The 23,609-nt window shown below is 43.1% G+C and carries 16 protein-coding genes; 15 read left to right on the plus strand and 1 reads right to left on the minus strand.

Annotated features, from left to right (window positions below; genetic code table 11):
* Positions 1-141 precede the first annotated feature (141 nt).
* Positions 142-1,026, minus strand: a complete 885-nt coding sequence (locus tag Q0I54_RS03980) for a LysR family transcriptional regulator (protein ID WP_296116639.1) — start codon at positions 1,024-1,026, stop codon at positions 142-144.
* A 262-nt stretch (positions 1,027-1,288) separates the two neighbouring features.
* Between Q0I54_RS03980 and Q0I54_RS03985 the strand changes: the two genes are divergently transcribed.
* The 15 genes from Q0I54_RS03985 to Q0I54_RS04055 all read left to right on the plus strand — a co-directional run bounded on the left by Q0I54_RS03985 (position 1,289) and on the right by Q0I54_RS04055 (position 23,528).
* On the plus strand, positions 1,289-5,095 hold the full coding sequence (locus Q0I54_RS03985) for a phosphoribosylformylglycinamidine synthase (protein ID WP_296116640.1): 3,807 nt from the start codon (positions 1,289-1,291) through the stop codon (positions 5,093-5,095).
* Between the two features lie 480 nt (positions 5,096-5,575).
* Positions 5,576-5,968: a YbaN family protein gene (locus Q0I54_RS03990; RefSeq protein ID WP_296116642.1), complete on the plus strand. Its 393-nt coding sequence runs from the start codon at positions 5,576-5,578 to the stop codon at positions 5,966-5,968.
* Complete coding sequence (locus Q0I54_RS03995) at positions 5,969-6,313, plus strand: nitrous oxide-stimulated promoter family protein (RefSeq protein ID WP_296116644.1); 345 nt, start codon at positions 5,969-5,971, stop codon at positions 6,311-6,313.
* The gene (locus tag Q0I54_RS04000; RefSeq protein ID WP_296116647.1) at positions 6,310-8,046 is read left to right on the plus strand and encodes an ABC transporter ATP-binding protein/permease; all 1,737 of its coding nucleotides are present in this window, start codon (positions 6,310-6,312) and stop codon (positions 8,044-8,046) included. The genes Q0I54_RS03995 and Q0I54_RS04000 overlap by 4 nt, the downstream gene beginning before the upstream one ends.
* A 116-nt stretch (positions 8,047-8,162) precedes the next feature.
* The gene (locus Q0I54_RS04005; RefSeq protein ID WP_296116713.1) at positions 8,163-9,854 is read left to right on the plus strand and encodes an amino acid ABC transporter ATP-binding/permease protein; all 1,692 of its coding nucleotides are present in this window, start codon (positions 8,163-8,165) and stop codon (positions 9,852-9,854) included.
* Between the two features lie 434 nt (positions 9,855-10,288).
* Positions 10,289-11,119, plus strand: coding sequence for an ABC transporter substrate-binding protein (locus tag Q0I54_RS04010; protein ID WP_296116649.1), 831 nt, complete (start codon positions 10,289-10,291; stop codon positions 11,117-11,119).
* A complete protein-coding gene (locus Q0I54_RS04015; RefSeq protein WP_296116650.1) occupies positions 11,109-13,307 on the plus strand; it encodes a response regulator in 2,199 nt (732 codons plus the stop codon). Before Q0I54_RS04010 ends, Q0I54_RS04015 begins: the two co-directional genes overlap by 11 nt.
* A gap of 178 nt (positions 13,308-13,485) precedes the next feature.
* A complete protein-coding gene (gene pfkB, locus Q0I54_RS04020) occupies positions 13,486-14,394 on the plus strand; it encodes a 1-phosphofructokinase (protein ID WP_296116652.1) in 909 nt (302 codons plus the stop codon).
* Between the two features lie 99 nt (positions 14,395-14,493).
* Positions 14,494-16,410, plus strand: a complete 1,917-nt coding sequence (locus tag Q0I54_RS04025; protein ID WP_296116654.1) for a fructose-specific PTS transporter subunit EIIC — start codon at positions 14,494-14,496, stop codon at positions 16,408-16,410.
* A 24-nt stretch (positions 16,411-16,434) separates the two neighbouring features.
* Complete coding sequence (locus Q0I54_RS04030; RefSeq protein ID WP_294785610.1) at positions 16,435-16,692, plus strand: HPr family phosphocarrier protein; 258 nt, start codon at positions 16,435-16,437, stop codon at positions 16,690-16,692.
* 320 nt (positions 16,693-17,012) lie between these two features.
* Complete coding sequence (gene ptsP / locus Q0I54_RS04035) at positions 17,013-18,677, plus strand: phosphoenolpyruvate--protein phosphotransferase (RefSeq protein ID WP_296116656.1); 1,665 nt, start codon at positions 17,013-17,015, stop codon at positions 18,675-18,677.
* Between the two features lie 91 nt (positions 18,678-18,768).
* Positions 18,769-19,515, plus strand: coding sequence for a DeoR/GlpR family DNA-binding transcription regulator (locus Q0I54_RS04040; protein WP_296116658.1), 747 nt, complete (start codon positions 18,769-18,771; stop codon positions 19,513-19,515).
* A gap of 684 nt (positions 19,516-20,199) precedes the next feature.
* Positions 20,200-21,387 (plus strand): cysteine desulfurase NifS, encoded by a 1,188-nt coding sequence (gene nifS, locus Q0I54_RS04045; RefSeq protein WP_294785615.1) that lies wholly within the window; start codon positions 20,200-20,202, stop codon positions 21,385-21,387.
* The gene (nifU, locus tag Q0I54_RS04050) at positions 21,377-21,808 is read left to right on the plus strand and encodes a Fe-S cluster assembly scaffold protein NifU (RefSeq protein ID WP_177974998.1); all 432 of its coding nucleotides are present in this window, start codon (positions 21,377-21,379) and stop codon (positions 21,806-21,808) included. The genes nifS and nifU overlap by 11 nt, the downstream gene beginning before the upstream one ends.
* Before the next feature lie 121 nt (positions 21,809-21,929).
* A complete protein-coding gene (locus Q0I54_RS04055) occupies positions 21,930-23,528 on the plus strand; it encodes an AAA family ATPase (RefSeq protein WP_296116660.1) in 1,599 nt (532 codons plus the stop codon).
* Positions 23,529-23,609: the final 81 nt, after the last annotated feature.

The following is a 23,609-nucleotide window of genomic DNA, read 5'->3' on the forward strand; positions in this document are numbered from 1 at the left end:
GAACGACCTCTTTTTCAGGCGTGGGAACGAGCGCGATGAAAACGACGTGAAACGAGGGTAGTGAGCGTCTAGCGTCCCGACAGGATGCTTCGTTTTCGTATTAAAAAATAAATTTCAGCCAACAACAAGACAAACAAGAAGTTACAGAGATGGTAACAAGTCCAGAAATGCCTCTGTCGGTGCATTGATCGGAAGTGTCGGATTCACAGAAGCTACGATCTGTCGTGCAGGCATGGTTTCTTTTGTTTCAATGATATCGAGATCCTCATTGCCTTCCCGGACGCAGTAGTCCGGTACGCAGGCAATTCCCAGTCCAATTCTTGCAAAATCAATTAGCAGATCGTTACTGGACAGTTCAATCTCCGGTACCAGCTCCAATTGATGCTGCAAAAACAGATTGTGCAGAAATTCGCAGGTGGTGCAGTGACGTTCCAGGGTGATTAGTGGGTAGCCGGAAAGCTCCGTCAGGCGCAGTACCCGGGATTTTAATGGGTAATAAGCCGGATTTGCCACAAATACATCATGGAATTCACAGACTGTTTTTCGGATATAGGACTGATTCAACCGAGTATTTGGCGCATTTGTAATGATCAGATCCACTTTTCCCTGTTCCAGAAGATCCACACAGTTCAAAGAAGTGGCATTTGTAACCTTGATCGGCACATTCGGATATTGCTGATGGAATTTTCGGAAATATGGAACAAGGAAATAGCGGCAGATGGTGTCGCTGGCGCCAATATGAAGCTGGCCCAGGCCAAGTCCCTGACTGTCGAAAAGCTGGTTTTCACCGCGGCGGATCAGATTCATTGCCGGTTCAATATGTTTTAACAGCAGCTGTCCGGCCGGAGTGAGCTGTACTTTTTTTGTGCTGCGGATAAAAAGTGGCTGTCCAAGTTTGCGCTCCAGCGTTTTGATGGACTGGCTGACTGCAGACTGTGAGATGTACAGGTGTTTGCTGGCCTCTGAAAAGCTTAGGGATTGTGCTACATAAAAAAATACTTTGTAAAGTTCGTAATTAATATCCATAGAAATCTCTCCTTCATATGTTTTGATTTACAGAAATCTCTTTTTATATTAGTATATAAAGTGTGAGAGCGTATGTCAAATATAAATTAGTGAAACTTATATATAGAATTAAATATATTAATTTTCCTAATTGAAATGAGTACGTTATACTTAGGATATCATGATAGCACGGAACAGGTCGCAAAGCGACTGCGTTCATGAGCAAGTAGCGAAAGCGGATTGTGAATGTCCGCTTTACATTAATTAAGATGGAGGATCCGATATGAGTAATGTACGCAGAGTCTATGTAGAGAAAAAAGAAGCGTATGCAGTAAAAGCAAAAGAACTGCAGGAAGAAATCAAGAGCTATCTTGGAATTACTTCCGTCACAGGAGTACGTGTTCTGATCCGGTATGATGTGGAAAACATTTCTGAGGCAACTTATCAGAGAGCACTGGTCAGTGTTTTCTCAGAGCCGCCTGTTGATGATATTTATGAAGAGACTTTTGATCTGAAGGGAGCAAAAGCATTCAGCGTGGAATTTTTACCTGGTCAGTTCGATCAGCGTGCAGATTCCGCTGTTCAGTGTGTAAAACTTCTGAATGAGAATGAGGAACCGGTCATCCGTACCGCAACAACTTATGTAATTGAAGGTGAAGTGACAGATGAGCAGTTAGACGCCATCAAACATCACTGCATCAACCCGGTAGATTCCAGAGAGACTGGTTTTGAGAAACCGGAGACACTGGTTCAGAATTTTGATGAGCCGGCGGATGTTATTGTATTTGATGGTTTCTGCGAGATGCCGGAGGCAGAACTGAAAGCATTATATGAATCCCTGAACCTTGCAATGACATTCAAGGATTTCCAGCACATTCAGAACTATTTTGTGAAAGATGAGCACCGCGATCCGACGATGACAGAGATTCGCGTACTTGATACATACTGGTCTGATCACTGCCGTCATACCACATTTTCAACTGAGTTAAAAGATATTGTATTTGAGGATGGCGATTATCTGGAACCAATCAAAGCTTCCTATGATAATTATAAGGAGACTTACGCAGAACTTTACAAAGATCGTGACGATAAATTTGTATGCCTGATGGATCTTGCACTGATGGCTATGAAAAAGCTGAAAAAAGAAGGAAAACTGGCAGATCAGGAAGAATCTGATGAGATTAATGCCTGCAGTATTGTTGTTCCGCTGGAAGTGGATGGCAAGACGGAAGAGTGGCTGGTAAACTTCAAAAATGAGACACATAACCATCCGACAGAGATCGAGCCGTTTGGTGGTGCTGCAACCTGTCTGGGTGGAGCCATCCGTGACCCGTTGTCCGGACGTACTTATGTTTACCAGGCTATGCGTATCACAGGTGCGGCTGATCCGACCGTTTCCGTAAAAGACACTCTGGAAGGAAAACTTCCACAGAAGAAGATTGTCCGTTCCGCAGCAGCAGGTTACAGTTCCTACGGTAACCAGATTGGTCTGGCAACCGGTTTTGTCAAGGAAGTATATCATCCGAACTATGTGGCAAAACGTATGGAGATCGGTGCAGTTCTGGGTGCAGCTCCGAGACGTGCCGTACAGCGTCTGACTTCTGATCCGGGTGATATTATCATCCTGCTTGGCGGTCGTACCGGACGTGACGGCTGTGGTGGGGCAACTGGTTCTTCCAAAGCACATAACACATCTTCCATCGATACATGTGGTGCTGAGGTTCAGAAAGGTAACCCGCCGACAGAGCGTAAAGTACAGAGATTGTTCCGCAGAGAGGAAGTCAGCCATATTATTAAAAAATGTAACGACTTTGGTGCTGGCGGTGTTTCTGTTGCCATCGGAGAACTGGCAGACGGTCTGCGTGTAGAATTAGATAAAGTTCCGAAAAAATATGCCGGTCTGGATGGCACAGAAATCTCTATTTCTGAGTCCCAGGAGCGTATGGCTGTTGTCATTGCACCGGAAAATGTAGATCAGTTCCTTGCTTATGCCGCAGAGGAAAACTTAGAGGCTGTTCCGGTAGCTGTTGTTACCGAGGATCCGCGTTTGGTTCTGATCTGGAGAGGAAAAGAAATCGTAAATATTTCCCGTGCATTCCTGAACACAAACGGTGCACATCAGGAGACGGGTGTTCAGGTGGAAATCCCGAGCAAAAAGGATAATTATCTGCATAAAATCGCTCTTGAGAGTGTTGCAAAAGATCTGGCAAGCAACGACGTAAAAGCTGCATGGGTAGATACATTAAAAGACTTAAACGTATGCTCCCAGAAAGGTCTGGTGGAAATGTTTGACGGCTCCATCGGTGCTGGAAGTGTGTACATGCCATATGGTGGAAAATATCAGTTGACCGAGACACAGAGTATGGTTGCAAAAATTCCGGTTATGACTGGAAAATGTGATGCCGTAACAATGATGAGTTATGGTTTTGATCCGTATCTGTCCAGCTGGAGCCCATATCATGGTTCTGTTTACGCGGTACTGGAGTCTATTTCCAAGATTGTGGCAGCTGGTGGTGATTACAAGAAGATACGTTTTACCTTCCAGGAGTATTTCCGCAGAATGAGCGAAGATCCGAAACGCTGGAGTCAGCCATTTGCAGCATTACTTGGTGCATATCAGGCACAGATGAGTTTCGGACTGCCGTCCATCGGTGGAAAAGATTCCATGTCTGGAACTTTCAATGATATTGATGTACCGCCGACACTGGTTTCCTTTGCTGTAGACGTGGCAAAAGAGCAGGACATTGTGACACCGGAGTTAAAGACAGCAGGTGACAAACTGATGTACTTTACCATCGATCATGATGCATATGATCTGCCGGATTATGAGCAGGTTATGAAACTGTACGATGCCGTATACAGCCTGATCCAGGATAAGAAGCTGAAAGCTGTTTATGCACTGGATGCAAAAGGTCTGGTAGCTGCAGTCAGCAAGATGGCATTTGGTAACAAACTCGGAGCTTCCATCCGGTCATGCCTGAAACCGGGAGAAGCATTCGCACCGGGATTTGGTAATCTGGTTGCAGAGGTTGCACCGGAAGATACCGATGCAGTAAAAGCAGTATTAGAGGCCGTTGGGCTTCGTGCAAACGTATCCATTGTTGGTTCTGTTTTAGAAGAGCCGGTATTCCGTTATGGCGATGTGGAAATCGCTATGGATGACGCATTATCCGCATGGACAAATACACTGGAGAAAGTATATCCGACCAGAGCAACCACAGACAAAAAAGAGCTGGATGCAAAACTTTATACAACAAAAGAGATTTATGTATGCAAAAATAAAATTGCAAAACCAACCGTATTTATTCCGGTATTCCCAGGTACAAACTGCGAGTACGATTCTGCAAAAGCGTTTGAGCGTGCAGGCGCAAATGTAGTGACCAAAGTATTTAAGAACCTGAATGCACAGGATATCCGTGATTCTGTCGATATATTTGCAAAAGCTATCGACCAGGCACAGATCATTATGTTCCCAGGTGGATTCTCTGCCGGTGATGAGCCGGAGGGAAGTGCAAAATTCTTTGCAACTGCATTCCGTAATGCAAAGATCAAAGAATCCGTAGAAAAACTCTTAAATGAGCGTGACGGACTCTGCCTTGGTATCTGTAACGGATTCCAGGCACTGATCAAACTTGGTCTGGTTCCTTACGGTGAAATCTGTGAGCAGAAAGCAGATTCTCCGACACTGACCTACAATACTATCGGACGTCATATTTCCAAGATGGTTTATACAAAAGTAATGTCCAATAAATCCCCGTGGCTGGCACAGGCAGAAGTTGGCAAGATCTACACCAACCCGGCTTCCCATGGTGAGGGACGTTTCGTAGCAAACGATGAGTGGTTGCAGAAACTTTTTGCAAATGGTCAGGTGGCAACATGCTATGTCAACGAAGCAGGAAATCCGACTATGGATGAAGAGTGGAATGTCAACGGTTCCTACATGGCCATCGAGGGTATCACAAGCCCAGATGGACGTGTACTTGGTAAGATGGCTCACTCTGAGCGTCGTGGTGATGGTGTGGCCATCAACATTTACGGTGAGCAGGATCTGAAGATCTTTGAGTCCGGTGTGGCGTTCTTCCGTGACTAGGTCTTGCTTGTCTTTTTGAAAAATTTAAAAAAATTAATATAATGAAGCGCCCCAAATTGATTTTGTCTTTCCGGCTAACAATCGCTCGTCAAGAAAAAATCAATTTGGGGCGCATTTACGTTTTGGCTGGATTATTTTGGTCTAGTGGCTAATTATCGCTCGCTGAGAAAAAATGAACTCAGACCCTATTTACGTAATTCAATATATTAAATTTTCATTCAAGACGGCGCTGCGTGTCACATGCACATTTATATATTTATGGAAAGTATTTTTTGTTGTGCGTGCAGATTTACTATTAAAAAGAAATTTGTTCTTAAACGTTAAATTTAATTGACAATGACAGATGCGGTATGGTAGAAATAAGGTTATGTGAAAATAACTAACTGATGGTTAAAAACACTAACTAAAGAGAAAGTATGTAAAGTGGAGTAAGGAACACTGATTACCAAAAAACTTGTGGAAAATGATAGGAGGAATTTTATGAGAATTGTATGGTTAGTCTTAGGCTGCCTTTGTCTGGGGCTTGGAACGGTCGGAATCGTACTTCCGATTTTACCAACGGTTCCGTTTTATATGGCAACCTTGTTTTGCTTTGCAAAAAGTTCCAAACGGCTGCATGACTGGTTCACCGGAAGCAGCTTGTATAAAAAACATCTGGAGAGTTTTGTACAGAAGCGTGCAATGACAATGGGAACGAAACTGAAGATCATTGGTATGGTGACAGTTGTTATGGCAATCGGATTTATCTGTATGAAAAATGTACCGATCGGACGGATTTGTATTACTATCGTTTGGGTGTGTCATTTATTATATTTCTTCTTGCGGGTAAAAACAGAAAAAAACGTAGAGGCAGATGGAGAGGAAATTTGTTAGATGAACAAAATAGAGAAGAAGCGACAGAAAGAGCAGTATGTCGTGGAGGAAATGATTCGGTTATACTGCAGAAAACAGCATGCGGAGTATGACAGAAAATCCGGACAGATGTGTCCGGTCTGTCAGAAGCTGGCAGATTATGCGAAACTGCGCAGTGAAAAATGTCCGTTTATGGAGCACAAGACATTTTGTGCAAACTGCAAGATTCACTGCTATAAGCCGGAAATGAGAGAGCAGATCCGTCAGGTGATGCGGTTTTCAGGACCGAGAATGCTGCTGTATCATCCAGGGCTGGCAATCTGGCACCTGGTATGCAGCATGAGAGAGAAAAGGAAAAAGGTATGATAAAAACAAGACTTGTGGGACTTCTGTCCCATGCAAAAAAGTATATCGTATACACGATTCTGTGGCAGTGGCTTGCGTTGCTGTCACAGGTTTTCGCTGTTTTTTCGATTGCTGATTTACTGGAGCGTGTCGTTTACCGGGCAGTGACGGTACAGAGTGTTGAACGCACGGTTATCACGCTGGCGATCGTGATCGTGCTGCGGTTCAGCTGCGAGCGGATGGGAGCAAAATCTTCCTATCTGGCCTGCGTGGATGTAAAACGTATTTTAAGGGAAAAAATTTATGAAAAAATGCTGAAACTGGGGGCTTCCTACAGTGAGCAGGTGTCATCTTCTGAGGTGGTGCAGGTTTCAACGGAAGGTGTGGAGCAGTTGGAGACGTATTTTGGAAAATATCTGCCACAGCTGTTTTACAGTCTGATCGCCCCGGTGACGCTATTTATTATTTTGTGCAGGGTGAGCTTGAAAGCAAGTGTGATCCTGCTGATCTGTGTGCCGCTGATCCCGATTTCTATCGTGGTGGTGCAGAAGATTGCAAAGAAGCTGCTGAATAAATATTGGAGCATTTATACCGGACTGGGTGATTCTTTTCTGGAAAATCTGCAGGGACTGACTACTCTGAAAATCTATCAGGCAGATCAGCAGAAAGCGGATGAGATGGATGTGGAGTCTCAGAACTTTCGCCGGATCACTATGAAAGTGTTGACCATGCAGCTTAATTCCACCAGCGTGATGGATATCGTAGCGTATGGTGGTGCGGCGATTGGTATGGTAGTTGCTGTTACAGAGTTTTTAAAAGGAAACCTGTCGATTTCCGGGACATTATGTATCGTGCTGCTGGCCAGTGAGTTTTTCCTGCCGTTGCGTTTGCTTGGTTCATTTTTCCATATCGCAATGAATGGTATGGCGGCAAGTGATAAGATTTTTAAAATTCTGGATCTGCCGGAGCCGGAGGCAGGAGCAAAGACATTACCGGATGGAGCATTGGATATTTCGCTGAAAGATGTTCATTTTTCTTATGAAGAAGACAGAGAAATCTTAAAAGGAATTAACCTGAATCTTCCGGCGGGAAGTTTTGTATCATTAGTTGGTGAATCCGGTTGTGGAAAGAGTACCATTGCAGGTTTATTATCTGCCAAGAATAGAGGTTTTTCTGGTGAAATCACCATTGGAGGAATTCCGTTATCAGAAGTAAACGAAATGAATTTAATGGAGCATGTTGTATTAGTTCGTCACAACAGCTATTTATTTAAAGGAACCGTAGAAGAAAGTTTACGGATGGCAAAACCGGATGCAACGAAAGCTGAGATGAATGAGGTACTTCAGAAAGTCAACCTGCTTGGCTTTTTGCAGACGCAGGATGGATTGCAGACCAAACTTCTGGAAAAAGCAGGAAACTTATCCGGTGGACAATGTCAGCGTCTGGTAATTGCAAGAGCACTGCTGAAAGATGCAGAAGTTTACATTTTTGATGAAGCAACAAGTAACATCGACATTGAAAGTGAAGAACTGATCATGCAGGTGATCCATGAACTGGCAAAGACCAGAACCGTGCTTTTGATTTCACACCGACTGGCAAATGTGGTGAAATCAGATCAGATCTATTTCTTGAAAGATGGCGAGATCAAAGAACGTGGAACACATGTAGAATTAATGAACTTGAATGGATCATATAAACACCTGTATGAGAGTCAGATGGCGCTGGAGCATTATGGAGAGGAGGGGAGTCTGTGATGGCAGAAGAAAGAAAAGAGATGCAGAGTGAGCAGACAACCCAAATTAACGGTGCTGTGAAAATAAAACAACATGATTCTGCAAAAGTGAAAAGACGTAGAAGTGCAATTTCAATTATGGAAAGTCTGATCGGTCTGGTAAAACCTCTGATTCACATCATGCTGGCAGCAATTATCCTTGGGACATTGGGTTACTTATGTGCCATTTTCCTGACAATCCTTGCAAGCCAGGTCATTATACGAGGTGTACTGCCCGGGGCAGCGGGTACTGAACTCATTATTCCGATTAAAAACATGTGGCTCATGAATACACCAGTGAAAACAATCCTGATCGTGATGGTAGTGATCGCAGTATTACGTGGTCTGCTTCATTATGTGGAGCAGTATTGTAACCATTTTATTGCTTTTAAATTGCTGGCAATTATCCGCCACAAAGTATTTGCAGCATTGCGAAAACTCTGCCCGGCAAAATTGGAAGGCAGAGACAAAGGAAACTTGATCTCCATTATCACAACGGATATTGAATTACTGGAAGTATTTTATGCACACACGATTTCTCCAATTGCGATTGCTACATTGACTTCTGTAATCATGGTGATTTTTATCGGAAGATATCATGTTTTTGCAGGTCTTCTTGCACTGGCGGCATATCTGATAGTAGGCGTTGTGATTCCAATGTGGAATGGAAAATGCGGCAGCCAGAAAGGTATGGAGTTTCGGACAGAATTTGGAGAGCTGAACAGTTTTGTATTGGATTCTCTCAGAGGACTTGACGAAACCATCCAGTATGGGCAGGGTGAAAAACGGAAAGCGCAGATGACAGAACGTTCCAAAAAACTTTCCGGAATGCAGAAAGACTTAAGTCACATGGAAGGAGCACAGCGTTCCTTTACAAACATGGTGATCTTACTGGCATCATTCGGAATGTTGGCGCTGACCATTTGGCTGTATGAAAAAGGAAGTATGGGATTTGAAGGAATCTTAACCTGTACGGTTGCAATGATGGGCTCCTTTGGGCCGGTAGTTGCGTTATCCAGTCTGTCAAACAATCTGAACCAGACACTGGCAAGCGGTGAACGAGTACTTTCTTTATTAGAAGAAACACCTCTGGTAGAAGAAATTCTGGAGACAGAAAAACGTGTTGTATCAGAATCTGATTTTTCCGGAGTAGGTGCAGAGCATGTAACCTTTTCATATGAGTCAGAGACGATTTTAGATGACTATTCACTGAAACTGGAACCAGGCAAGATCACTGGTATCCATGGTGCAAGTGGTTCTGGAAAATCAACGCTCTTAAAATTACTGATGCGCTTCTGGGATGTCAACGCGGGAAGCGTATCGGTAGATGGTACCGATGTGCGTGAAATTCCGACCAGACACTTACGTGATATGGAAAGCTATGTGACACAGGAAACACATCTGTTCCACGACTCGATTGCAAACAACATTGCTATCGCAAAGCCGGGAGCAGCCAGAGAAGAAATCATGGAAGCTGCGAAAAAAGCATCCATTCACGATTTCATCATGACCTTGCCAAAGGGCTACGATACCGAAGTAGGCGAACTTGGTGATACCTTATCCGGTGGTGAAAAACAGCGAATTGGTATCGCGAGAGCATTTTTACATGATGCACCGCTTCTGCTCATGGATGAACCGACATCAAATCTGGATTCCTTAAATGAAGGTATTATTTTAAAATCCCTGAAAGAATCCAGCAAAAATCAGACAGTGGTACTGGTATCACATCGAACCTCAACCATGAACGTGGCAGATGTGGTATACGAAATGGAAAATGGACGGATTTCATAGAATGTTAGATTAGAGAAAGGGTCTGAATTCATTTTGCCTTTGCAGCTGACAATCGCTTGCCAAGGAAAAATGAATCTGGACCCTATTTACGTTGTGTTTACTATTTTGTGAACAATTCATGCGAGTCATAACATAAATAGAAAAATCAAAGACTCCTTCTGCAACAAGCGATTCAGCGAGTGACTGAGTTTTGCGAGTTTTGCGCGAGTGGGAAACGACCAGCTTTTATTTGAGTTGAGAACGAGCGCGATAAAACCGAAGCAAAACGAGGGTAACGAACGACTAGCGGTTGCAGAAGGAGTCTTTGATTTTTCCTTATATGCCGTTAAATGATGTCGACACCTTTCGACACAATCCGCACCTCAAACCTGCTACAATGTCGGGGAAAACAGACAAAAAAGCAGATTTTTTGACAAAACGAGGTGTGTTGACAAATGAAAATAGCAAAAAAACTGAAGCGAATTGCTGTACTTGGAACCTGCATCAGCCTGACATCAGCCTGTATTGGCTGTGGACAGACGGAAGGTCTTTCCGCAACGAAGAAAGAGAATCGGACGAAGATCATCATTGGAAGTGACAATTATCCTCCCTTTAACTATGAAGATGCGGATGGAAAACCGGCAGGAATTGACGTTGATCTGGCAACAGAGGCCTTTGACCGGCTGGGCTATGAAGCGGTATTTACATATATTGATTGGGAGAGGAAAAAGCAGCTGGTGGAAAACGGAGAAATTGACTGTATCTGGGGCAGTTTTTCCATTGATGGCAGAGAAGAACAGTATCACTGGACTGTTCCGTATATGGTCAGCACTCAGGTAGTGGCAGTCAGCAAGGACAGCGATATTTATACCCTTGCAGATCTGGAAGGAAAACGTGTGGCGGTACAGTCGACAACGAAACCGGAGGAACTTTTTGCGTCCCATGCGGATCCGCGGATCCCGGAACTGGCAGAAGTATTTTCCCTGCAAAACAGAGAACTGATCTATCCATTCCTGAGTAAGGGTTACGCGGATGCTGTAGCAGCACATAAAACGGCTATCATTCAGTGTATGACAGATTATGATCTGGAATATCGGATTCTGGATGAACCACTGCTCACCGTGGGACTTGGTGTTGCATTTTCAAAATATGATGACAGAGGAATCGAAAAAGAACTGTCACAGGTGTTTGACGAAATGCGGGCAGATGGAACCATGGAGCAGATTCTGGGGAAATATCTGGAGAACCCGGGGGAGTATCTGGAGGTGGACGCTTATGAAAAGTAATTGTTTGCTGTATACATTGGAAGTGCTGCTTGGTATTGTATTGATGGGTGGCGTGTTTTTGATCGCAATACATGTAGATCTGCGGGGGGCGCAGCGGACATTGAGCAGTACGGTCAGCTACATCAAAGAGCAGTGCAATCAGTATGAGAGACTGAATCTGGCGGCAGAGACAAAAAGTATGATGCGCATGATAGAAAGTGTGCATCAGATCGATCATGCACTGACGGATAGTATCAAATACGATAATACAGACGAAATTACCGGAGAAATGCTGGAGCAATGGGCGCGGGAAAGCTATGTTACAGGTGTTTTGCTTCTGGATGAGAATGGAAACATAAAGGCGCAGTATCACGATTCTGCGGATGAATTACCGACAGAACAATTGGTGAAGCATATGAAATCTGATGCGATGCAGAATGCCATTGTATTTCCAGAAAAAACCTACGGTATGCGTTTTACCTGTGAGGACGGTTCCTATGCGGATGTGGCTGCCACAGGAAGAACGGATGGAAACGGGATCATTATAGCTTATTATCATACAACGCTGGAGTATACCCGGGCGTTTCATCTGTCTGTGGACACACTGTTGTGCGGTTACAATCTGGAGCAGGATGGAACCATCGTGGTGAGCCGTGGAAAGCAGATCATAGCGTCGAATAATGAAAATCTGATTGGAAAAAGTACTGATGATGTAGAAATCCTGCGCAAGATTAAAGATGCTACGGCAAGTGACAAAATCATTCATGCAAGAAGGGAAAATGGCACGTTGTCTCATGACTATGGGTTGATGGAACATGGGCGTGATTATTACGTTTATGCTTATATGCCGGAGAGTGATGTGTATGACAGTACGATTCAAAGTGTCATGTTTTCACTGATCTTGTATGTGATCATTTTGGCTATTATTCATATGGTGCGTTGGAAAATGGCGCAGAACTACAGGGAGAAGCAACTGAGTATCCAGCGTCAGTATAATGAGCGCCTGCAGAGTAAAAATGAGCAGTTGAAGGTCGCTGTGGAGCAGGCAGATCGCGCCAATGCTGCAAAAACAGGGTTCCTCTCGCGGATGAGTCATGATATCCGAACTCCGTTAAACGGCATTATCGGTCTGCTGGAGATCGGAGAAGCACACCCGGATAATATAAAACTGTTACGGGAAAATCAGAAAAAAATGAAGATTTCAGCCAATCATCTGTTGTCCCTGATCAATGATATTTTGCAGATGAGCAAGCTGGAAAGTGGAGAAGTTGTGCTGTCCGAGGAACCGATGGATTTAAAAGCATTGTCAGATGATGTACTTACCATCGTGGAGCAACGTGCGGCGGAGGCCAGTGTTACACTGGAATACGACAAAGGCGGGGAACGGGTGACCTGGCAGAATGTTTATGGTAGTCCGTTACATATCCGTCAGATTTTCCTGAATGTATACAGCAACTGTATCAAGTACAACCACATGGGTGGAAAAGTGCAGACAAATTGCAAATGCCTGAGCATAAAAGAGGACATTGTGACGTATCAGTGGACGATAAAAGACACCGGTGTGGGGATGAGTCAGGCATTTATCCACCATATTTTTGATCCTTTTGCTCAGGAGTGCTCCGATGCCCGGAGTGTTTATCATGGTACTGGTCTAGGGATGGCAATCGTAAAAAATCTGGTGGATAAAATGAATGGAGCCATTGAAGTAAAAAGCGAAGAAGGTGTTGGTTCTACTTTTGTGATCACACTTCCATTTCGGCTGGCACCGGAACAGTCAGCGGAAAAACAGCAGCAGGAGAGCGAGAATCCCACAGAACGTGCAAGTATTGATGGCTGTCATTTACTTTTAGTGGAAGACAATGCATTAAATGCGGAAATAGCGGAAACACTGTTACAGGATCAGGGGATGCTGGTAACAGTTGTGGCAGACGGACAACAGGCAGTTGAACGGTTTGTCAGTGAACCACCGGGAACCTTTGATGCGATACTGATGGATGTGATGATGCCTGTCATGGATGGACTGACGGCAACCCGCAGGATCCGTGAAATGAGTCGCGAAGATGCAAAAACGATGCCAATTATTGCTATGACGGCGAATGCTTATGATGAGGATATCAGACAGTGCCTGGAGGCAGGCATGAATGCACATCTGGCAAAACCGTTACAGATGAATCTGGTGGTGGCAACAATAGGAAAATATTGTGATTAAATCAGAAAAGAAGCGGGAAAATCAGTCAAAATCCCGCTTCTTTTTTGTCCTAAAATGAATGAAAATGAATGATTGTGAATATTTCATAAAAATAAAAAGTTTTTTTGTGAATTATAATGATTGATTATGATTGATTATGACGCTATAATACAGGCATAAAAACACGGGAGGTGCGAAGATGGTTTACACAGTAACTTTTAATCCGTCACTGGATTATATCGTATCAGTAAATAACTTTCAGATGGGTATGACAAACCGGACATGTGCGGAGCAAATGCTTCCGGGAGGTAAGGGAATCAATGTTTCTACTGTACTTTACAATCTGGGAATCGAAACAAAAGCACTTGGTTTTTCCGCAGGGTTTACCGGAAAAGAAATTGAATGCAGAATGGCGGAGATCGGATTTGCGCATGACTTTATTTCTTTACCAAATGGCTGCTCAAGAATCAATGTAAAATTGAAGGATTTTGACGGAACTGAGATCAACGGTATGGGACCGGATATCAGTCCGGAGAACGTAGAAGAATTAATGAAAAAACTGGATGAACTCACAGCCGAAGATTATCTGGTACTTGCAGGAAGCATTCCGGGAAGTATGCCGAAAATGATCTATCGTGACATTATGGCACGTCTGGCATCTAAAGGTGTTCATTTTGTGGTAGATGCAACCGGTGAACTTCTGATGAACGTATTGGAGTATCATCCGTTCCTGATCAAACCAAACAATCACGAACTTGGCGAGATTTTCGGCGTAGAGTTAAAGACAAGAGATGATGTACAGCCGTATGCAAAGAAGCTGCAGGAGATGGGAGCCAGAAACGTATTGGTATCCATGGCCGGACAGGGCGCAGTTCTTTTAGATGAAAAAGGTGAATTCCACCAGCTTCCGGCACCAAAGGGAACACTGGTTAATGCCGTTGGCGCAGGTGACTCCATGGTAGCAGGGTTTGTGGCAGGATGGATTGAAAAAGAAGATTATGAACATGCATTCCGTATGGGAATTTCTGCAGGAAGCGCAAGTGCATTTTCCGAACTGCTTGCAACTGAAGCTGAGATCCGACAGGTATATGCTTCCATCGAAGCGTAAACAATAAGAAGAGAAGAAATAACATTTATATTTGTAATTTAGAAGAGATTAAACAAAAAAGAAGAAAACGAACAAAGTAAAGAGGGAGGAAATGAGAGTATGAGAATTACAGATTTACTTGACAAAAGAAGTATTTCTCTTGATGCGGTTTGTGCATCAAAAGCTGATGCACTCAACCAGGCGGTTGCCTTGATGGTAAAAAGTGGCAAGATCAATGATGAAGAAGCGTATCGCAAACAGGTTTACCTAAGAGAAGAGGAGAGTACCACTGGTATTGGTGAAGGAATTGCAATTCCGCATGGAAAATGTGATGCAGTTACCAAACCGGGACTTGCAGCGATGGTAATCAAAGACGGTGTAGATTTTGATTCACTGGATGATGAACCGGTTCATCTGCTTTTCCTGATTGCAGCACCGAACACAGAGGACAACGTACATTTGGATGTGCTCAGTAAACTCTCCATGCTGTTGATGGATGAGAATTTCGTAGAAAATCTGAAAAATGCATCTTCTGTAGACGAATTTATGAAAATCGTGGATGCGGCAGATGAGGAAAAACCGGACCTGAATGATCAGTTGGCGGCGCAGACTGAGACAGAAGGTGCTGTCTGCAAGATTATTGCAGTTACATCCTGTCCAACCGGTATCGCACATACTTATATGGCAGCTGAAGGTCTGGAAAAAGCAGCAAAATCTCATAATTGTTCCATTAAAGTAGAAACAAGAGGATCCGGCGGTGCCAAAAATGTGCTGACTGATGAGGAAATCGCAAATGCCGACTGCGTGATCGTAGCAGCCGATGCGCAGGTTCCAATGGATCGTTTTGATGGTAAAAAACTGATCGAGGTTCCGGTTTCAGACGGAATCAGTAAAGCAGATCAGCTGGTAGAACGTGCAATCAACGGAGACGCACCGATCTACCACAGCAGTAATGCGGGAAGCAAGAGCGCAGGTTCACAGAAAGCTTCCGGAGGAATCGGACACAGATTATATGTACACTTAATGAATGGTGTATCTCATATGCTTCCATTCGTTGTTGGCGGTGGTATCCTGATTGCAATTGCATTTCTTATTGACGGAATGAACGTAGATATCAATTCACTGTCTGCAGATATGAGAGCAAACTTTGGTACCATTACGCCAGTGGCTGCAGCGTTCAAGCAGATTGGTGGAATTGCCTTTGGACTGATGCTTCCGGTTCTGGCAGGATTTATTGCCATGAGTATCGGTGACAGGCCTGCACTTGCAGTTGGTTTCGTCGGTGGTATGATAGCCGCAAATGGAAAATCAGGCTTTTTAGGTGCTTTGGCAGCAGGTTTCCTGGCAGGTCTCATCATCTTATTACTGAAAAAGGTATTTGCAAAATTACCGGATGCATTGGAAAAAATCACGCCGGTATTGCTCTACCCCGTATGCGGAATTCTATTAATTGGATTGGTCATGATGTTTGTTATCGAGCCACCGGTTGGAGCATTAAATACAGCATTAAATACAGCCTTGACGAATATGGGGGCTTCTAGTAAAATATTACTTGGAATTGTATGTGCCGGAATGATGGCGATCGATATGGGTGGTCCATTCAATAAAGCTGCATACGTATTTGGAACTGCAGCAATTGTTGCCGGAAATTATGATATTATGGCAGCCGTTATGATTGGTGGTATGGTACCGCCGTGTGCGATTGCGCTTGCAACTTTACTTTTCAAAAATAAATTTACAAAAGAAGAGCGCAAATCCGGACCTGTCAATTTTGTAATGGGACTTGCATTTATCACGGAAGGTGCAATTCCATATGCAGCATCAGATCCAATCCGTGTTCTGCCGTCTTGCGTGGCTGGTTCAGCTGTAGCAGGTGCGTTATCCATGGCATTTGGATGTACACTGATGGCACCGCATGGTGGAATCTTTGTCGTACCGGTTATGGGAAATGCAGGCATGTATCTGGTAGCACTTGCAGTCGGAACCGTTATTTCCGCCGTTTTACTGGGACTTTTGAAGAAAAAAGTAAATGAATAAATTGAGGAAAAAGGAGAACTAACCATGAAAGAATTTAAGTACGTAATCACAGATGCACAGGGAATTCACGCTCGTCCAGCTTCTGAACTGGTAAAAGAACTCAAAGGAGTTTCTTCCGTTGTTAAACTTACAAAAGAGGGTAAAACTGTTGAGGCAAAAAAATTAATGGCTGTTATGAGTCTTGGTATTAAATGTGGACAGGAAGTTACTGTAACAGTAGAAGGTGAAGATGAAGATGCTGTAGCTGAGAAACTGGAGAACTTCTTCAAAACAAATCTGTAAGATAAAAAAGATGATTTTGCAAAATAATGCTCTGAATAACCTATGATTATTTGCAAAGTGATCGGTATTTTGAGCCAGAGAGGCTGTGTACGGTGGAAAACATCTGGCGTACACAGCTTTTTTGCTTCAAATTGAAGCAAAAAAGCTCTGATATATGCGACCAGATGCATAAGGAAGATATCTGCTGACGCAGATTGCATCTGACGCGAAATCGAATAAAGTCCCGGATAGTTATATAGACAGATCAGATGTGAGGACTTATTCGATTTATTGTAAAATGAAGCGGACAAATATATAAGTTTGGAAAGGAAATGTTTGGTATGAACGTATATCAGGGAAAAAGTGTGTTTGGCGGTATTGCCATTGGACATTTATGCGTATACAAAAAAGGAGAGCAGCAGGTAACACGTCAGAAAATTGAGGATGTGGAAGCAGAAGTAAAACGTTTCCAGGATGCGAAGGAAGCTGCGCAGACACAGTTAGGTGAACTGTATGACAAGGCTGTCAGAGAAGTTGGCGAGGCAAATGCGGCTATTTTTGAAATGCATCAGATGCTTCTGGAAGATGAGGATTATCAGGATTCTGTAGAAAATATCATCCGCACTCAGCAGGTGAATGCAGAGTATGCGACAGCAGTGACAAGTGATCATTTTTCTTCCATGTTTGCGGAGATGGATGATGATTATATGAAAGAGCGTGCAGCAGATATCCGCGATATTTCAGAGCGCGTGATCGCAAATTTAAATGGTGAGAACAAGAGCAAAGTTGTTACTGATGAGCCGGTGATCATTCTGGCAGACGATCTGGCTCCGAGTGAGACTGTTCAGCTTGACAAAGACAAAGTACTTTCCTTCGTAACTGTGCATGGTTCTGTAAACTCTCATACTGCAATCCTTGCCCGCACCATGGGAATCCCGGCGCTGGTAAGCACAGAGATGGAACTGACCGAGGATCTGGATGGAAAACTGGCTGTTGTAGATGGAAATCACGGTGTGATCTACGTGGAGCCGGATGCAGAAACCATGGAAAAAATGGAAACTCTGAAAAAAGAGGAAGAGGAGAAAAAAGAACTTCTTCAGACCTTTAAAAATAAAGAAAGTGTTACACTTGATGGTAAAAAAGTTTTAACTTATGCAAATATCGGAAATGTCAAAGATCTGGCTCTTGTTTTGCAGAACGGTGCAGAAGGTATCGGACTTTTCAGAAGTGAGTTTTTATATCTGGAATCCGAGACTTATCCGACCGAAGAAGAGCAGTTTGAGGTATACAAAAAAGTTGCAGAAACATTGGCAGGTAAACGTGTCATTATCCGTACTCTTGATATTGGTGCAGATAAGCAGGCAGATTATTTTGAACTGGCAAAAGAAGAAAACCCGGCTATGGGTGTACGTGCAATCCGTATCTGCCTGACCAGACCGGAAATTTTCAAGACACAGTTACGCGCACTGTTCCGTGCAAGCGCATTTGGAAATATTGCAATCATGTATCCGATGATCACTTCTTTATCCGAGATTGCACAGATCAAGAAAATCGTAGAAGAAGTAAAGGGAGAACTGGATGCGGACAGTGTTCCATATGGCGCACCGGAACAGGGTATTATGATCGAAACTCCGGCAGCAGCAACCATCAGTGATCTGCTGGCAGAAGAAGTAGATTTCTTCAGTATCGGAACCAACGATCTGACACAGTATACACTGGCAATTGACCGTCAGAACCAGTCACTGGATTCATTCTTTGATGCACATCATATCGCCGTGCTTCGTATGATCAATCAGACCATTCAGAATGCGCACAAAGCGGGCATCTGGTGTGGTATTTGTGGCGAGCTTGGTGCAGACAGTGATCTGACAGAACTGTTCCTGGCAATGGGGATTGACGAACTGTCCGTATCTCCGGGACGTCTGCTGACCATCCGCCGTTTGATCTGTGAGACAGACAGCAATGCAAACAGAGAAGAAATTCTGAAAAAATGGCTGCACATTTAAGGGCAGCGGCTGTTCACTGAGCAAATCGCAGCAGTGAATGAAAAATGGTTTATGAATTTTTATTAGTAAGGGAAAAGAGGATTTTGGTTGTATGTTAACAGAAAAGAGGCAGGAGGAAATATTACGCCTGCTTACCTTGAAAGGCAGTGTGACAGTTCAGGAACTGAAGGAATATTTTGATGCTTCAGAATCTACCATTCGACGGGATTTGAATACACTGGATGAAAAAGGTGCGCTGATCAAGGTGTTTGGTGGTGCCATGCTGGCAGAGTCAAATCTTGCCACAAAAGATGAGCAGGTGTCACAACGTAAAGGGTTATATCAGGATGAGAAGCAGCAGATTGGAGAATATGCCGCTTCTCTGATCGAACCACATGATTTTGTATATCTGGATGCAGGTACAACGACCGCATGTATGATACCGTACATAACGGAAAAAACTGCAACGTTTGTGACAAATGCGGTATCACATGCACTGGAACTGGCGGGAAAAGGATTTCATGTCATTATTCTCGGTGGCGAACTGAAAGCGGCCACAGAGGCCATTGTTGGAAATGAAGCATGTATGAGTTTGCAGAAATTCAATTTTACGAAATGCTTTATGGGAACCAACGGGGCCTCGCCGGCAGTTGGATTTACCACACCGGAGATCAACGAAGCCAAGATCAAAGAATGTGCCATGACACACAGCCTGAAATCATATGTACTGTGTGACAGTACGAAATTTCATCAGGTGAATCCGATTCGTTTTGGGACATTTGAATCGGCACAGATCATTACGGAAAAACTTCCGGATGTGGTATTAAAACGTTACACGAACATTATCGTGGTGTCATGATGTAAATTTAATAGTTGCTTTATATTACAAAAAAAACGAAGAATCCTGTCAGGATAGCTAACCGTTCGCTACCATCGTTTCACGGCGGTTTCATCGCGCTCACTTCCACCTCCGATAAAGGCTGGTCGGTTCCCGTTCGCGCAAAACCTTGTGAAACTCAGTCGCTCACTGAATCGCTGATCCTGACAGGATTCTTCGTTTTCTCTATTTACTCTATGAAAAATACTATTATTTAAATACCTTTGACAAATCGCTTGTGAAAATTCTCGTATAGTCAAAGGCATTGACCGTAATTTGTGCGTACAGTATAGGACGTATTGGTTTGAGGAGCCGATATGTCTATGTGGCATGTAGATGGGCATAGTGTAAATGGAACAAGGTGAGATAAAAACTCCAAGGCAAGGCGGTAGATTGATTTTCGTCATCGGAGCGAGCATAGCCCGACCGCGGGAGTGTGTTTGAGCCCGCTGGTTTTGCGGGGGAGTTCGCGGGAGCGGTCGGAGATAAGCGGCGCAGCGCAGATAGAAAATCATTCGTGCCGGCCTTGGAGTCTTTATGTCATCTTGTTCTTTTAACCAAACACCTCAATTCCTATTGACATTAGGGGAATACTATGATAATATATCCAAGAATTAAGGAAACAATAGTTAAAAATACAAATTAAGATAGAAAGTGTGAGGGACTATGAACGTATATTTTGATAATGCGGCAACGACAAAAATGAGCCAGGTTGCATTGGACGCTATGATCCCATGTCTGGAAAATGTATATGCAAACGCATCAAGTCTTCATACTCCGGGGCAGAAGTCCAAGGAAGTACTGGAGAAAGCAAGAGAGGAGATTGCAGCCTGTATCGGAGCACAGCCGAATGAGATTTATTTTACTTCCGGCGGAAGCGAGGCTGACAATCAGGCCATTGTATCTGCAGCAAAATGGGGCGCACGCAGAAATAAAAAGCATATTATTTCTACTGCTTTCGAGCATCATGCAGTACTTCATACATTGCAGAAACTGGAAAAAGAAGGTTACGAAGTAACATATCTGGATGTTCATGAGAATGGTATGGTTCGTTTAGAAGAAGTTGAGGCAGCCATCCGTCCGGATACATGTCTTGTAACAATTATGTATGCAAATAATGAGATCGGAAGCATTCAGCCAATTGCTGAGATTGGTGCAATCTGCAAAGAAAAAGGTGTATATTTCCACACAGATGCCGTACAGGCAGTTGGACACCTTCCAATTAATGTAAAAGAGCAGAATATCGACATGATGTCTGCATCTGCACATAAATTCCACGGACCAAAAGGAGTTGGTTTCCTGTATGCAAGAAAAGGAATCCTGCTTTCCAACATCATCGAAGGTGGTGCACAGGAGCGTGGCAAACGTGCCGGTACAGAGAACATCCCTGCTATCGTAGGTATGGCAGCAGCATTAAAAGATGTTCTGGCACATCAGAAAGAAAACGCAGAAAAAATGACAGCATTACGTGACCGTCTGATTGAAGGTCTGCTGACCATTCCGCATTCTAAATTAAATGGAGATCGGACAAAACGTCTCCCAGGTAACGTAAACTTCTGCTTCGAAGGCATCGAGGGCGAGTCACTGTTACTGATGCTTGACATGAAAGGCATTGCAGCATCTTCCGGTTCTGCATGTACATCCGGTTCCTTAGATCCGTCCCATGTACTTCTTGCAATTGGACTGCCGCACGAAGTAGCACACGGTTCCCTTCGTTTATCCCTGTCTGAGTACAACACACAGGAAGAAGTGGACTATGTATTAGAAGAATTACCGAAGATTGTAACTTATTTAAGAAATATGTCACCGGTTTGGGATGAATTGGAAAAAGGAGAGAAAAAACATGTTATATAGTGAAAAAGTAATGGATCATTTTCAGAATCCAAGAAACGTAGGTAAAATGGAAGATGCTGATGGAGTCGGCGAAGTAGGAAACGCAAAATGTGGTGATATCATGAGAATGTATATCAAAGTCAATCCGGATGATCAGACCATTTCAGATGTAAAGTTCAACACATTTGGATGTGGTTCTGCTATCGCAACAAGCTCTATGGCTACAGAGATGATCAAAGGTAAAAAGATTGATGAAGCTCTGGAACTGTCCAATCGTGCAGTAGTAGAAGCACTTGACGGACTTCCACCAGCAAAAATCCACTGTTCCGTACTTGCTGAGGAAGCAGTAAAGGCAGCAGTAAAAGATTACTATGATAAAAACGGCATTGCGTACGATCATGAGAAATTCCAGTCTGTAGACTGTGCACATTGCCACGAATAAAAAACACCATTCCTTAAATGATAAATACTTGTGAGCGAAAGAAAAGCGTCCTTTGCAGGGCGCTTTTCTTTATGGTATACTATTCCTATCTATTGGAAAATGTCATGGAAGGAGATTTTTAATGGGAAGCTATTTGAATCCTGGATGTGGTTGCTTTGAGATGGCTTTGCGGTCTCAGATTTATATAGACAAAAGTGGATTAATTGACGCTACAAATGAATGTCTGGGCACGTTGCAGCGTTTTATGTGTGTCAGCCGTCCGAGAAGATTTGGAAAGTCAATGGCGATGGATATGCTGGCAGCGTATTACGACAGAAGTCTGGATACTGCAAAATATTTTGATAAAATGAAGATCAGTAAATCAGAATCTTATCGAGAGCATTTAAATCAATATGATGTATTGAAGATTAATATGCAGGATTTCTTAAGTGCAACAAGCAGCATGGATGAAATGCTAGAGATGTTGCAGAAATATCTGATTTTTGATTTGCTGGATAAATATGAAACCACGGTACGTTTCAGAGATGAAAAAAATCTGATTCAGTCGATGAAAGATGTGTATTCCAAGACAGGTCATCCATTTGTTATTCTGATTGATGAATGGGATTGTTTGTTTCGTGAGTATGCACAGGACAAGGAAGCGCAGAAAAAATATCTGGATTTCCTGCGTACCTGGATGAAAGATAAAGATTATGTTGCACTGGCTTATATGACAGGAATTTTACCAGTCAAAAAGTATGGTACACATTCTGCATTAAATATGTTTACAGAGTATGCCATGACGGATCCGGGAAAACTTGCTGAGTTTTTTGGATTTACAGAAGCAGAAGTAAAGCAGCTTTGCGATAAGTATCAGATGGATTTTGAAGAGGCAAAGGCATGGTATGATGGATATCATCTGATTTCAAATGGAATAGAGAAAGATACGCTTTATTCTATGTACAGTCCGAAATCGGTGGTGGAAGCAATGCTGCGGCACAAATTTGGCACGTACTGGAATCAGACAGAGACGTATGAGGCACTGAAAATATATATTCAGATGAATATGGATGGTCTGAAAGATGCAATCGTCAAAACGCTGGCAGGAGAAAAGATACCTATCAATACAGGAACTTTCAGCAATGATATGACAACGTTTGAAACAAGGGATGATGTATTGACATTGCTGACGCATCTTGGGTATTTGACGTATGACAGTGAAAGTGAGTCGGTATCTATTCCAAATAAAGAAGTGTCGAAGGAATATGTCAATGCAATCAGTACCATGGACTGGAAGGAGGTAACACATTCTGTTGAGGCATCCAGAAAGTTACTGGAAGCTTTGTGGAATCAGGATGAAGAATCAGTTGCGAGAGGCATAGATCAGGCACACAGAGAGATTTCAATCTTAGAGTATAATGATGAAAATTCGCTGAGCTGTACGATAAACCTTGCTTTCTATTTTGCCCGTGAATATTATACGATCGTCCGTGAACTTCCAAGCGGAAAGGGATTTGCAGATATATGCTTTATTCCAAGAAAAAAACATATGGATAAGCCAGCAGTAGTCATTGAATTGAAATGGGATAAAACTGCGGAAGGCGCGATTGATCAGATTAAGCAAAAACAGTATATTGATTCTCTGAAGGAGTATCATGGAGAACTGTTGCTTGCAGGAATCAATTACGATAAAAAAACAAAAGAACATACCTGTGTTATTGAAAAATGTAAATTGGCATAAAAACAAAAGAAAAGTTTTACCTACAATTTACGGTAATATGCTTTGATTTTTACGATGGCATGCTACGATTCCAATATCAAA

This window comes from uncultured Eubacterium sp., from assembly GCF_934295145.1.
Taxonomy (GTDB): Bacteria; Bacillota; Clostridia; order Lachnospirales; family Lachnospiraceae; genus Eubacterium_I.